The organism is Streptomyces sp. ITFR-21 (genome assembly GCF_031844685.1).
Classification (GTDB): domain Bacteria; phylum Actinomycetota; class Actinomycetes; order Streptomycetales; family Streptomycetaceae; genus Actinacidiphila.
Genome location: NZ_CP134605.1, coordinates 2,410,485 through 2,423,894, shown reverse-complemented (window position 1 = coordinate 2,423,894; position 13,410 = coordinate 2,410,485). Strand labels below are relative to the sequence as shown.

Here is a 13,410-nt window from a genome sequence, read left to right as displayed (position 1 = left end):
GTGAGGGCCGCGGCGCTGCGACGGGGCGGCGGGCGCGCCGGCACCGGACGGTGGGCCGGGGCGGAAGCCGGGGTGCCGGTATCAGGCCGCCGGTGTCAGCACCGGGGAGGACCAGGGCCTGTCGGGTGGATCTTCGCGCCGTGAGGGGAATCGGTGGCGGAACGCGGTCCGCGCCCGGTCCGGTACGTACGCCGGTCCCGCATGCTCGCGGCTGTACGCGGCTGTACGCGGCTGTACGCGGCTGTACGCGGCCCCCGCGCCGTCCCCGTGGCGCACCCCGCCGTATGCGGTTCCGCCCGCCCGCGGCCCCGTCCCGCCGCACGGGAAAGCGGTCGGCCGCAGCGCCCCCTCCGCGCTGCGGCCGACCTGTGTGCCCCCGGTGGGCCTGCTTCCCCCTGAACCAGGCCCACCGGTTCCCCCGGGCACCCCCGTGCCCCCCCGTTGGTCTCCCCCCGCTTTCCCCCTGATGTCCCCCCGCTTCCCCCATTCCCCCCGGCACTTTCCGTGACGGTTCCCCAACGCGCCGCGGTTGTGCGATGGTGGACCTGGCGGTCAGTCCAGGTGCCAGTTGTCCGGCTTGACCTCACCGGGCTTGGCGGGCTTGGCCGGCTTCGGAGTGAGCAGTCCGTCCGGCGCGGCCTCTGCGGCGCCGTCGAGGTGCCAGTTGTCCGGGTCGTCCCCGTCCTTGGGCGGAGTCGGCGGTACCGGCGGCAGCGGGTCGGTCGGATCGGTCGGCGGAATCTCGGTGCTCATCGTGCTCTCCCATGTGCCTTGGGGACGTACTGGTCCGAAGCCCGCCCGGCGAAGTCCCCCGTGCATCACCGGGCGGGCGGCTCTTGCAGTGATGGAATCGTGGCAGGCACCGATAATCAACTGATAAACGTGTTTGATGAGCGTGCTGACCTGCTGTGACGCCGTCGGAATTCCCCGTTCACAGGGCGATGGTGGACGGCGGCGCGGTGTCGTCGCCGAGCAGTCGGCGTACGTCCTGGGCCTCGCGGAACGATCCGATGGCGGAGAAGGCGCTCAGCGCGTCGTGCCAGCAGGCGTGTGCGCGGACCGGCTGGCCCATGCCTGCCAGCGCCTGGCCGAGGACGGTGAGCGCGTTGGCGACGCGCCACTCGCCGCCCGTCTCGCGCAGGATGACCAGTGCCTGCTCGACGTGCGAGGCGGACTGACGCCAGCTGTTCCCGGCCAGGTGGACCTTGGCGAGCCGGTAGAGGGTCATGCCCTCCCAGAACTGCTGCCGGGCGTCGCGGAAGATCTGCAGCGCCTCGGTCAGGCACGCCTGCGCCTCCTCCAGCCGGTCGGCGGCGGTGAGCGAGATGGCCATGGCGTACAGGCCGTTGCCGAGCCGGAATCCGGCGCCGAGCTCGCGGTAGATGTGGACCACCCGCGCCGTCGCCGTCAACGCCGCGTCCAGCTGGCCGAGTTCGAGCTGGGCCCGGGACAGGTTGCTGAGCGCGGCGGCTTCGCCGTGCCGGTTGCCGTCGGCCTGGAACTGCTCGATGGCCTCGGCGAAGTAGCCGGCGCACCGCTCGAACCCGCGCTCCTGGTAGGCCAGGGTGCCGCGCAGGTTCGGCGCGTAGCTGCACGTCAGCCGGTCCCCGGCGGCGGTGCCCAGCCGCGAGGCGTGCTCCGCCTGGTTCTCCGACTCCGCGTAGCGGCCCGAGAGCCGCAGCAGTTGGCCGTACAGCAGCCGGGCGCGGCCTTCCACCAGGGCGTCGCCGCAGGCCTGCGCGGTGGCGACCACGGCCCGGGTGGCCTGCTCGTACTGCCGGGCGTAGACCCCGGACTCCATCAGGTCCTGGGCGGCCATCAGCAGGTCGACCGCGCGCCGCATCGGGCCCTCGCAGCCGCCGTCCGCGGTCTGCTGGACGGCCGCCAGCAGGGCCTGTGCCTCGGAGAACAGCCACTCCAGGGATTCCTCGCGCGACCCGAAGGCGAGTCCGGGGCGGCCGGTGGCGGCCAGGTGCTCCAGCATCCGGTCGCCCGGGTTCTCCAACTCGTAGGCGCACGCGGCCGACGCGAGGTAGAAGTCCAGCAGCCGGGACTGCGCCTGGCAGCGCGCCTCGGGTGTCTCGTCACGCTCGGCGCACTCGCGCGCGTACAGCCGCAGCAGGTCGTGGAAGCGGTAGCGGGCGGGCGCGGCGGACTCGATGAGGCTGATGTCGACCAGTGCCTCCAGCAGCTCCTCGGTCCGGTACGGGTCCAGGTCCAGCACGGCCGCGGCGGCGTGCAGCGAGATGTCCGGGCCGTCGGGCAGCGACAGCAGCCGGAACGCGCGGGCCTGGGCGGGCGACAGGTGGCCGTAGCCGAGCGCGAAGGTGGCCTTCACCCCGAGGTCCCCGGCCCGCAGCTCGTCCAGCCGGCGGCGCTGGTCGGCGAGCTTGTTGGCGAGCACGGAGACGGTCCAGGTGCGGCGGGCGGCCAGCCGGGCGGCGGCGATCCGGATCGCCAGCGGCAGGAACCCGCACGCGCCCACCACGTCCAGGGCGGCCTGCCGTTCGCTGCTGGTGCGCTCCTCGCCGACGATCCTGGCGAAGAGCCGCAGCGCCTCCTCCGGCGACATCACGTCGAGGTCGACCAGGTGCGCGCCGGCCAGGTCCACCATCCGCATCCGGCTGGTGACCAGTGCCGCGCAGCCCGGGGTGCCGGGCAGCAGGCTGCGGATCTGCGCGGCGTCGTAGGCGTTGTCGAGCAGCGCCAGCACCCGCCGCCCGTCCAGCGTCGAGCGGTACAGCGCGGCGCGTTCGGCGAGCGTGTCGGGGATGGCGGGGTTGGGGACGCCGAGCGCGCGCAGGAACGCGGCCAGAACCGCCTCGGGTTCGGCCGGGCGCGGGTCGGTGCCCTGCAGGTCGACGTACAGCTGTCCGTCGGGGAAGTCTTCGCGGACCTGGTGCGCCACGTGCACCGCCAGCGTCGTCTTGCCGACACCGCCGATCCCGGCGAGCGCGGAGACCGCCATCACCCCGCTGTCCCTCGACGTTTCGGCGAGCTGCTCGGTCAACTCCCGTACGAACCCCTCACGGCCGGTGAAGTCGGCGACGGTGGCGGGCAGTTGCGCGGGCCGGAACACTTCCGGCGCGCCCGGTCCGGTCCCCGCGGGGGCGGCCAGGGACGGGTCGGCCTCCAGGATCCGCTGGTGCAGCTCGGCGAGTTCGGCGGACGGGTCGATGCCGAGTTCGTCGGCGAGCAGCCGCCGGGTGTCGGCGTAGACACCGAGCGCCTCGGCCTGCCGGCCGCTGCGGTACAGCGCCAGCATCAGCAGCGCCCGCAGCCGCTCCCGCAACGGGTGCTCGGCGGACAGGGCGGTGAGCTCGGAGACCGCCTCGGCGTGCGCGCCCAGTTCCAGGTCCAGCTCCAGGCGCGTCTCGACCAGCCCGACATGCCACTCCGTCAGCCGGCTGCGCTGCGCCTCCGCGTACGGACCCGGCAGTCCGGCCAGCGGCTCGCCGTGCCACAACGACAACGCGGTCACCAGCAGTTCGCGCGCCTGCGGCAGATCGCCCGCGGTGCGGTGCTTGTCCGCCTCGGCGGCCAGCCGCTCCACCACCGCGCTGTCCAGCGCGTCGGCGTCCACATGCAGGGCGTAACCGCCCGAGTCGGTCACCAGCGCCTGCGGACCGAGCGCCTTGCGCAGCCGGAACGCGTAAGAACGCAGCGCGGCCAGCGCGGTGTTGGGCGGGCTCTCCCCCCACACCGCGTCGACGAGCTCCGGCGCGGTCGCGGTACGCCCGCCACGCAGCAGCAGCGCGGCCAGCAAGGCGCGCTGCTGCGGCGCGCCGGTCCCGATCGGCTCCCCACCCCGCCAGGCGCGAACCGGACCGAGGACCGCGAACCGCAGGCTTGCGCCCGGCTCCGGCCTGGTTTCCATTTCAGCCCCCTGAACCGCCCGGCGGCCGGGACTTCCCCGAGACCCCGACTCTCCGCGCGTATATCTATCGTTCATCGCTGGACGGAACAGTTGTCCGCATGGCACGTGGAGCCGCGAATCCGACTCGCCCGTGCCAGTTTGCCGTGTCGGGGCCGCTGCGGTCACCCCGGTCCGGGTCCCGATCCGGCCTGGCGGCAAAAGTTGGGCTGATTCGAGGTTCCGTCTGTGCGTGCGCGGAGGTTGTGCTGTGTGGGGTCCGTTCGTACCGGTGTGCGTTCTGCGACCGGGTTGGTGACGGGAACGTCATGTGTGCTTGGTGCGGAGACGTTTCGCCTGATGCTCCGATCTGGGGCGGTGTCCCGGGGGAATCCTTCGACATGTCCGGCTTACGGTCGGCGCGGCCCTCGGACGGCAATGGACCGGCGGCCGGGCCCGAGCGCCCGTCGGCGTTCGGCCGGCGGCAGGCGCGCCGCGGCCCCGGCGCCGGGCCGGTCCGTACGGGGCCGGCCTTCCCCGCTGTCCCGGCCACCCGGCCCGTTCCGGCCGCAGCCGCAGCCGCAGCCGCAGTCACAGCCGCAGCCGCGGCGGCGCCGGGGACGACCCGGGTGGCCGGGATGACCGGCGACGGCCACGACCGCCCGGCCGACCGGACCGGGGGCGGCGGACGCGGCGGCAGGGGCGGCGCCGGCGGCGACGGGACCGGCGGGACGCGTCCGCGGCCCGGCGACATCGGGCGGCTGCCCGGCCCGCTGCTGCGCCACCGCGCCGAGCGCCGCCCGCAGACCGTGCCCGCGCTGCCGTACCCGAGCGCCGCCAGAACCGGCACCGCCGGGTGCAGCTTCGCCGAACTCGACCGCCGGGCCCGCGCGGTCGCCGCCCGCCTCGGCACCCTGCTCCAGCCCGGCAGCCGCGTCATGCTCGCCTACCCGGAGGGCCCTGACCTGGCCGGCGCGTTCTACGGCTGCCTCTACGCCGGCATGGCCGCGATCCCGATGGTGCTGCCCGCGCCCGGGGCCACCGGCCCGGTCGGCCGCGCGGTCGGCCGCATCGCCCCCGACCTGGTACTGACCGGCGCCGACACCTGGACGCCCTTGGCGGTGGACCGGTCCCGTACCCAGGTGCTCGAAGCCGACGGGCGGCGGGTGGCGGGCGACCCCGTATGGCGCCTGGCCCAGAACTGGCGCCCGGTCGGCGTGCTGCGCAGCGCTCCCGCGTACCACCGCTACCACGACGACGGCGCGGCCGGCGGGCGGCTGGAGCCGGCGATGTCGCACGCCGACCTCGCCGACGTGACGGGCGAACTCGCCCAGGCGGTCCGGCTCGGCACCGACGAGGAGAACGTCGGCTGGATCGCGGCGGTGCACGGGGTGGAGGACGCGGTGTGGCGGATCCTGCTGCCGGTACGGGTCACTGTGTGACGGACCGGGGGCGCTTCGCCCAGCCCCTTGCGGTGGGGTTCGCGGCCGCCGGTCGGTGGCGGGCCGTTCGCTTGGTCCCCCGCTCCCCTGGGGGCGGCCCGGTGCGGTCGGCTCGTGGCCGCCGGCCGGCGGGTTGCGGGGCGCGCGGTTTCCCCGCGCGCCCCACCCGTCCTCGCCGTCCTCGCCGTCCCGCCGTCCTCGCCGTCCTCGCCGTCCTCGCCGTCCTCGCCGTCCTCGCCGTCCCGCCGTCCCGCCGTCCCGCCGTCCCGCCGTCCCGCCGTCCCGCCGTCCCGCCGTCCCGCCGTCCCGCCGTCCCGCCGTCCCGCCGTCCCGCCGTCCGGTCACCCTTCGTACGGTGGTACGAGCCGCCCGGATATTCCTCGTCCGGTCGGATCGGCGGGTGATCTATCCGACAGATCACCACGCCGACTGGTGGTCCGCCGGGCCGCCCATCGCCGACGGGGCAACTTATCCTCGAAGGATGAGTCTGCCGCCGCCGCGCGCCGCCGCGCCCACCGCCAACGCCATGCGTCGCGCCCTGCACCGCGCGGAGGAGGGCGTCGCGCTCGATGTCGGCGAAGCGGCGGTGCTGCTCCAGGCGCGGGGTGCCGATCTGACCAGACTGGCGGCCACTGCCGCCCGGGTGCGGGACGCCGGACTGGAGGCGGTCGGCCGCCCGGGGGTCATCACCTACTCCCGCAAGGTCTTCATCCCGCTCACCCGGCTGTGCCGAGACACATGCCACTACTGCACCTTCGTCACGGTGCCGGGCAAGCTGCGCCGGGCCGGCCACGGGATGTTCCTCTCCCCCGACGAGGTGCTCGACATCGCCCGCCGCGGCGCCGAAGCGGGCTGCAAGGAGGCGCTGTTCACCCTCGGCGACCGCCCCGAGGACCGCTGGCCCGAGGCACGCGAGTGGCTGGACGCGCACGGCTACGACGACACCCTCGCCTACGTCCGCGCCATGTCGGTCCGGGTGCTGGAGGAGACCGGGCTGCTGCCCCACCTCAACCCCGGCGTCCTCGGCTGGACCGACCTGCAGCGGCTCAAGCCCGTCGCGCCCTCCATGGGCATGATGCTGGAGACCACCGCGACCCGCCTGTGGTCCGAGCCCGGCGGCCCCCACCACGGCTCGCCCGACAAGGAGCCCGCGGTCCGGCTGCGGGTGCTGGAGGACGCGGGCCGCTCCAACGTCCCCTTCACCACCGGTATCCTCATCGGCATCGGCGAGACCCACCAGGAGCGCGCCGAGTCCCTGTTCGCGATCCGCCGCACCGCCCGCGCCTACCACGGCATCCAGGAAGTCATCGTCCAGAACTTCCGCGCCAAGCCGGACACCGCGATGCGCGGCATGCCCGACGCCGAACTGGAGGAGCTGGCCGCGGCCATCGCGGTCGCCCGGATCGTGCTCGGCCCGGCCGCCCGCATCCAGGCCCCGCCGAACCTGGTCGACGGCGAGTACGCCCGCTTCATCGAGGCCGGCATCGACGACTGGGGCGGCGTCTCGCCGCTCACCCCCGACCACGTCAACCCCGAGCGCCCCTGGCCGCAGATCGACGAACTGGCCGCGCGTACCGCGGCCACCGGCTTCGCCCTCAGGGAACGCCTCACCATCTACCCGGAGTTCGTGCAGCGCGGCGAACCGTGGCTCGACCCGCGGCTGCTGCCGCACGTACGGGCCCTGGCAGACCCCGCGACCGGCCTCGCGCTCGCCGACGCCCGCCCGCGCGGCCTGCCCTGGCAGGAGCCCGACGAGGGCTTCACCGCCACCGGGCGCACCGACCTTCACCGCACCATCGACACCGAGGGCCGTACCGCCGACCGCCGCGACGACTTCGACGAGGTCTACGGCGACTGGGCGGCGCTGCGCGAGCAGGCCGCCCCCGGCATGGTCCCCGACCGGGTGGACGGCGACGTGATGGCCGCCCTGCGCACCGCGGCCGACGACCCCACCCGACTCACCGACACCGAGGCGCTCGCCCTGCTGCACGCCGACGGGGCCGCCCTGGACGCGCTGTGCCGGATCGCCGACGACCTGCGGCGCGACACGGTCGGCGACGAGGTCACGTACATCGTCACCCGCAACATCAACTTCACCAACGTCTGCTACACCGGCTGCCGTTTCTGCGCCTTCGCGCAGCGCCGCACCGACGCCGACGCCTACACCCTGTCGCTGTCCCAGGTCGCCGACCGCGCCGAACAGGCGTGGCGGCTCGGCGCCACCGAGGTCTGCATGCAGGGCGGCATCCACCCCGACCTGCCCGGCACCGCCTACTTCGACATCGCCAAGGCGGTCAAGGAACGCGTCCCCGGCATGCACGTGCACGCCTTCTCGCCGATGGAGGTCGTCAACGGCGCCACCCGCACCGGCATGTCGATCCGCGACTGGCTGTCCGCCGCGAAGGAGGCGGGCCTGGACTCCATTCCCGGCACCGCCGCCGAGATCCTCGACGACGAGGTGCGCTGGGTCCTCACCAAGGGCAAACTCCCCACCGCCACCTGGGTCGACGTCGTCACCACCGCCCACGAACTGGGCATCCGCTCGTCGTCCACCATGATGTACGGCCACGTGGACCAGCCCCACCACTGGCTCGGCCATCTCCGGCTGCTCGCCCGGATCCAGCAGAACGCGCTGGCCAACGGCCGGGAGGGCTTCACCGAGTTCGTCACCCTCCCGTTCATCCACACCAACGCGCCCGTCTACCTGGCCGGCATCGCCCGGCCGGGCCCCACCACCCGCGACAACCGCGCGGTGACCGCGATGGCCCGCCTGCTGCTCCACCCGTACATCCCCAACATCCAGACCAGTTGGGTCAAGCTCGGCACCGACGGCGCCGCCGAGATGCTCCGCTCCGGCGCCAACGACCTCGGCGGCACCCTGATGGAGGAGACCATCTCCCGGATGGCCGGCTCCGGTTACGGTTCCTACCGGTCGATCCGCGACCTGGCCGCCATCGCCGAGGCGGCCGGCCGGCCCTCCCGGCAGCGCACCACGCTCTACGGCGAGGTCCCCGCCGAGCGCCTCGCCGCCGGGGCGGCCTCCGACGGGCACCTCCCCGAGCTTCTGCCGGTGCTGGGGGACTGAGAGCGCCTACCCTGTTCCTCCGGGGACATCCGGGGCTCCGCGGTCTCGGGCCGGGGAGCAGGGAAGCAGGGGGCAGGGATGCCGAATCGTCAGCAGCCGTCGTTGCAGGACCTCCTGCGACGGCGGCGCACCAGCGGCTTCGTCGGCCGCCGCGCCGAACTGGCCGCGTTCCGCACCAACCTGGCCATCCCGCCCGAGGACGACGCGCACCGCGTCATCTACCACGTGCACGGGGCCGCCGGCGTCGGCAAGTCCTCGCTGCTGCGGCAGTGGGAGAACACCGCCCGCGAACTCGGCGCCCTGACCGGGTACCTGGACGAGGCCCTCACCGGCGTGCCCGACGCGATGGCCGCGCTCAGCCACCAGTTCGCCCGGCAGGGACGGCCGTTCAAAGCCTTCGACAAGCTGATGGCGAGCTACCGCGAGCGCCGCCACGAAGCCGAGGCCGTGCCCGAGGCCCTCGACACCCCCTCCCCGGGCGGTGTCCTGGCCGCCCAGGCCGGACTCGCCGGCCTCGGCCTGGTCCCCGGACTCGGCCCCGTCGCGGGCGCGTTGGACCCCGACCGGCTCGCCCTCCAGGTCGACCGGCTGCGGGCCGCGCTCAGTACGCGCTTCGGCAACGAGCAGGACGTCCGGCTGGTGATGTCCCCGGCCGACGTCCTCACCCCCGTCTTCGTCGGCGACCTCACCGCCGCCGCGGCCGACACCCCCTGGCTCGCCCTCTTCCTCGACACCTACGAGCGCACCGGCCCGCTGCTGGACCGCTGGCTGCGCGACCTCGTCCTGGACGGCCGGTACGGCCCGCTGCCGGCCAACCTCGTCCTCACCCTCTCCGGCCAGGGCACCCTCGCGCCCGCCGTCTGGGGCGACTTCGCCGACGTCATCGCCGACGTGCCGCTGGACCTGTTCACCGAGGCCGAGGCACGCGACCTGCTCGCCGCGAAGGGCACCACGGACGAGCGCGTCGTGGACACGGTGCTGCGGCTGTCCGGGCGGCTGCCCGTGCTCGTCTCCACCCTCGCCGAGGCCCGGCCGGCCGGCCCGGAGGCGGTGGACGACCCCAGCGACACCGCCGTCGAACGCTTCCTGAAGTGGATCGAGGACCCCGCCCGCCGGGACGCGGCCCTCGCCGCAGCCCTGCCGCGCCGCCTGGACGAGGACGTCTTCCGCGAAGCGGTCGACCCGGAGGCCGGCCTGCTCTACGACTGGCTGCACGCCCTGCCCTTCGTCGACGACCGCGCGGGCCGGGTGACCTACCACGACGTGGTCCGTACGGCGATGCTCCGCCTGCAGCGCAAGCGGTCGCCCCGGCGCTGGCGCGACCAGCACGAGCGGCTGGCGGCGGCCTTCGCCGACTGGTCCGCCCCGCAGGCCGCCACGTCCCCCTGGGACGACGAGCAGTGGGCCGGCTACGTCCTGGAGGAGACCTACCACCGGCTCTGCGCGGACCCGCGCGGCGCCCTGGCGGGCGCCCTGGCCCGTACCGTCTCCGCCTGCGCCGCCGGCCCCGACGCCGTACGCCCCTGGGCCCGCATGCTGACCGCGGCCGGCAACGACCTGGACGCCGAGATCGTCTGGGAGTGGGGCCAGGCGCTGGGCGCCGCGCTCGACGAGGCCGAGCGGCCGGTGCTGCGCGCGCTGAACGCGCTGCTGGACAGAAGGCAACTCGACGGCGAGGCAAGGGCGGAGGCCTACGTACGCCGCGGCCGCGAACACGCCCGCGCCGACTCCCCGGCCGCCGCGCTCGCCGACTACGACGCGGCGGTCCGGATCGGCTGCGACTCCTACGAGGTCCACTTCTGGCGCGGCGACGCGCTGCGCCGCCTGGACCGGCTGGAGGAGTCCGTCAAGGCGCTGGACCGGGCGCTGGAGGTCGCCCCGGCGGACTGCGAGGCCCGCGAGAGCCGGGCGCACAGCAACCTCCTGCTGCTCCGCCACGACGACGCGGCCAGGGACGCGGACCACCTGCTGGCCCGCGACCCGGCGAACGTGGCCGCGCTCGTCATCCGATGCGGCTCGGACCTGCTGCTCGGCGACCGGGAGAAGGCCGTCGGCGGTTTCCGGCGATTCGTGTCACTGACGGAGAAGGGCCCGCGCCGTTCGCTGCTGGCCCTCAGTGTCGGGCTCATGCTCAGCGTGCAGGGCTGGCACAGCGACGCGCTCGCCGCCTACGACGTGGCCCTGGAGTCCGCCGCGGACCCGCGGCTGTCGACGGTGTACAGCCCCCGGGCGAAGACCCTGCTGAAGCTGGAGCGGTTCGACGAGGCGCTCGCCGCCTTCGACCTGGCGCTGGAGAAGGAGCCGGGCGCGGACCCGGCCGTTCTGCACACCGGCCGTGCCATGGCGCTGGTCGGCCTGCGCCGCTACGAGGAGTCGCTGACCGACTTCGACCGGGCGCTCGCCGTCCGCCCCGACGACTGGCGGCTGCTGTCCGCCCGCGGCGGTCTCCAGCGCATGCTGGGCGACTACGACGCGGCCCTGGCCGACCTGGACCGTGCCGCGCTCCTGGCCCCCGCCGAACCCGGTACAGCGCGCCAGCGGGCCGACATCCACGTCACGCGCGGCCACTGGGCGGAGGCGGTCACCGCCTACGGCGAGCTGCTGGACCGCGCGCCCGACGACCTGCCCGGCTACGAGGGCCGCGCGGTGGCGTATCTGCAACTCGGCCGGCCGAACGAGGCGTTGGCCGACCTCGACGCCTGGGTGCGGCGTGCCCAGGACCGGGCCGAGGCGCTGCGCCGGCGCGCCGGGGTGCTGGGCCTGCTCGGCCGGACCGCCGAAGCCTGGGCCGACCTGGACGCGGCGCTGGCCGTGTCCCCGGCCACCGTGTCCCTGGCCACCGACCGGGCCGCGCTGCACCGCCGCGCCGGCCGGCACGACCGGGCGCGTACCGAACTGGCCCGCGTCGCCGATCCCGCGCCCGGCGACCTGAACGTCGCGGCCGAGACCCTCCTCGTCGACGCCTACGACCGGGCGGGGCTGTCGGACCGCGCGTCCTGGCGCCGCTTCGACACCGTGCTCGCCGCGGCACCGCCCGCGGAGAGCGCGGTGAACAGGGCCGCGTGGGCCGGCGCCCGCGCCCTGGCCGGCTGCGCCCTGGCCGACTGGCCCGCCGTCGACGCCGCGCTCACCGGACTCCTGGCCGCCGGGCCCTCCTGGAGCATCCTGGCCGAGCTCGAACAGGAACTCGCCTACCTCGCCGGCTGCCCCGGCGCGGACGCCCCGCGGCTGACCGCCCGCCGCGACCTGGTGGCCGCGGCGCGCGCCACGCTGGAGGAGACCGGGTCCGTGGGCGCGTAGGCGTTCACCCGGCCGGCCCCCGCCGGGAGCCCGTCCCGGTGAATTCGGCGCCCCGCCGCGGCCGCGTTTCCCCGTGTTCCTCGGCCCTGGGCCCGGCCCGGTGCTGAAGTCCTGTGTGGCAGAAGTGAGTTGCCACATCCCTTGGGGGAGAAGTGACGCCCGACGGCAGGACGAGCAGCAGCACCACGACGACGACCCGCACCGGCGCCCGTGGGCGTACCCGCACCGGCACCGGCCCGGTCGCGCGTTCCGGCCCCCGTTCCGGCCCCCGTTCGGGCTCCGCCCGGCGGATCGGCTCCGGCGCCCGTGGCCGCGGGCGCGGCGTCCCGGCCGCGGCGGCGGCCCTGGCCGCACTCGCCGCGTTGGCCGGCACCCTCGCGGGGGCCGGTGGCGCGGCGGCGCGGACCGCCGGGATGCCGTACGACCGTGTGGAGCGCCTCGCCCGCGGCGTGACCTACGGGGAGTTCACCGTCGCCGCCTCCCAAGGCGCCGTCCACGGCCATGTGCTGGCGGTGGACCTGCGGCACGCACGGGCGGACCTGCTGACACCGGGCGCCGTCGCGGCGCGCGCCGCCGTCTCGCGACTGGCCGACGCGCGGCACGCGGTGGGCGCCGTCAACGGCGACTTCTTCGACATCACCGAGGACCAGCACCCTGGAGTGGCCCCGACCGGTTCCGCCGACGGGCCCGAGATCGCCTCCGGCCGCGCGCTGAAGGCCGCGGTGCCCGACCGGCAGCGGTTCGGCCCGGCGCTGCCGCCCGGCGCGACGGCCGAGGACGTGCTCGGCGTCGGCACCGACCACCGGGCCCGGCTGGACCGGCTGACCCTCACGGGGGAGGTGCGGACCGCGCGCGGCACGTACGTTCTCGGCGGGTACAACCAGTACGCGCTGCCCGACGGTGGCATCGGCGCGTACACCTCGGCCTGGGGCGCGGCCAGCCGCGCACGGGCCGTCTGCGGCAGCGACACCTCGCGCGGTGCCGGATGCAGTACTGACACGTACGAGGTCGTCGTACGGCACGGCCGCGTCACCGAGGCCGCCGGCCCGCCGGGCGGGGGCGCGATCCCCGCGGGGACGACCGTGCTGCTCGGCCGGGACGCGGGCGCCGACACGCTGCGGGCGGCGCTGCGGATCGGCGACCGGGCGCGGGTGGCCGCGCGGCTGGCGCCCGCCGCGAGCCGCGTCCCGTACGCCTTCGCGGTGGGCGGCTTCCCCGTCCTGCGCGGCGGGCAGCCGCCGGCCGGGCTGGACGCCGGGACGGCGGCGACCAGGACCGCGGCCGGCTCCGGCCACCGCGGCCGGACCCTCTACCTGCTCGCCCTGGACGGCGGCGCCGAGGCGGGCGCCGGTCTGACCGTCGCCGAACTCGCCGGTGTGATGCGGCGGATCGGCGCCGACGACGCCGTCGACCTGGACGGCGGCGGCTCCACGACACTCGTCACCCGGGCGGCGGGGCAGCCGGCCGTGACCGTACGCAACCACCCGTCGGGCGGGGCCGAGCGGCCGGTCGCCAACGCGATCGGGGTGTTCGCGGACCGCTGACAGGGCGGCGGCGGGGCGGCGGCGGGCGTGCTCCCCGGCCGGGGGAACGGGGGCAGGACCGTGGCAGCGCGGCCGGCCGCGGGACCGGCGGCGGAGGAATCCGTCGCCATCTGTCCTTTCGCGGTCGTTCGCGGCCGTTCGCGGACAACCCCGGCCTCCTCGCCGCCTCCCCTTCCTCTCCCGGCC

The 13,410-nt window shown here is 75.5% G+C and carries 6 protein-coding genes; 4 read left to right on the top strand and 2 right to left on the bottom strand.

Features of this window, described 5'->3' with window-relative positions; genetic code table 11:
- Positions 1 to 552 precede the first annotated feature (552 nt).
- Together RLT57_RS10685 and RLT57_RS10680 are read right to left on the bottom strand one after the other, a co-directional pair.
- A complete protein-coding gene (locus RLT57_RS10685; protein ID WP_311297141.1) occupies positions 553 to 753 on the bottom strand; it encodes a hypothetical protein in 201 nt (66 codons plus the stop codon).
- A 178-nt stretch (positions 754 to 931) separates the two neighbouring features.
- A complete protein-coding gene (locus tag RLT57_RS10680; RefSeq protein ID WP_311297140.1) occupies positions 932 to 3,877 on the bottom strand; it encodes an AfsR/SARP family transcriptional regulator in 2,946 nt (981 codons plus the stop codon).
- A gap of 614 nt (positions 3,878 to 4,491) precedes the next feature.
- On the opposite strand from RLT57_RS10680, the gene RLT57_RS10675 reads away from it, so the two are divergent.
- From RLT57_RS10675 to RLT57_RS10660, 4 genes are all read left to right on the top strand, one after another.
- The gene (locus RLT57_RS10675; protein WP_311297139.1) at positions 4,492 to 5,295 is read left to right on the top strand and encodes an AMP-binding protein; all 804 of its coding nucleotides are present in this window, start codon (positions 4,492 to 4,494) and stop codon (positions 5,293 to 5,295) included.
- A gap of 481 nt (positions 5,296 to 5,776) precedes the next feature.
- Positions 5,777 to 8,380, top strand: a complete 2,604-nt coding sequence (locus RLT57_RS10670; protein WP_311297138.1) for a bifunctional FO biosynthesis protein CofGH — start codon at positions 5,777 to 5,779, stop codon at positions 8,378 to 8,380.
- A gap of 78 nt (positions 8,381 to 8,458) precedes the next feature.
- A complete protein-coding gene (locus tag RLT57_RS10665; RefSeq protein ID WP_311297137.1) occupies positions 8,459 to 11,680 on the top strand; it encodes a tetratricopeptide repeat protein in 3,222 nt (1,073 codons plus the stop codon).
- Positions 11,681 to 11,832: 152 nt separating this feature from the next.
- Entirely contained in the window at positions 11,833 to 13,224 is a 1,392-nt protein-coding gene (locus tag RLT57_RS10660; RefSeq protein ID WP_399128426.1) for a phosphodiester glycosidase family protein, read from the top strand.
- The last annotated feature ends 186 nt before the right edge of the window (positions 13,225 to 13,410 follow it).

What these genes read in the sequence shown, in the direction of transcription:
- RLT57_RS10685 (WP_311297141.1), bottom strand. Translation starts at nt 753, where the DNA reads ATGAGCACCGAGATTCCGCCGACCGATCCGACCGACCCGCTGCCGCCG.
- RLT57_RS10680 (WP_311297140.1), bottom strand. Translation starts at nt 3,877, where the DNA reads ATGGAAACCAGGCCGGAGCCGGGCGCAAGCCTGCGGTTCGCGGTCCTC.
- RLT57_RS10675 (WP_311297139.1), top strand. Translation starts at nt 4,492, where the DNA reads ATGACCGGCGACGGCCACGACCGCCCGGCCGACCGGACCGGGGGCGGC.
- RLT57_RS10670 (WP_311297138.1), top strand. Translation starts at nt 5,777, where the DNA reads ATGAGTCTGCCGCCGCCGCGCGCCGCCGCGCCCACCGCCAACGCCATG.
- RLT57_RS10665 (WP_311297137.1), top strand. Translation starts at nt 8,459, where the DNA reads ATGCCGAATCGTCAGCAGCCGTCGTTGCAGGACCTCCTGCGACGGCGG.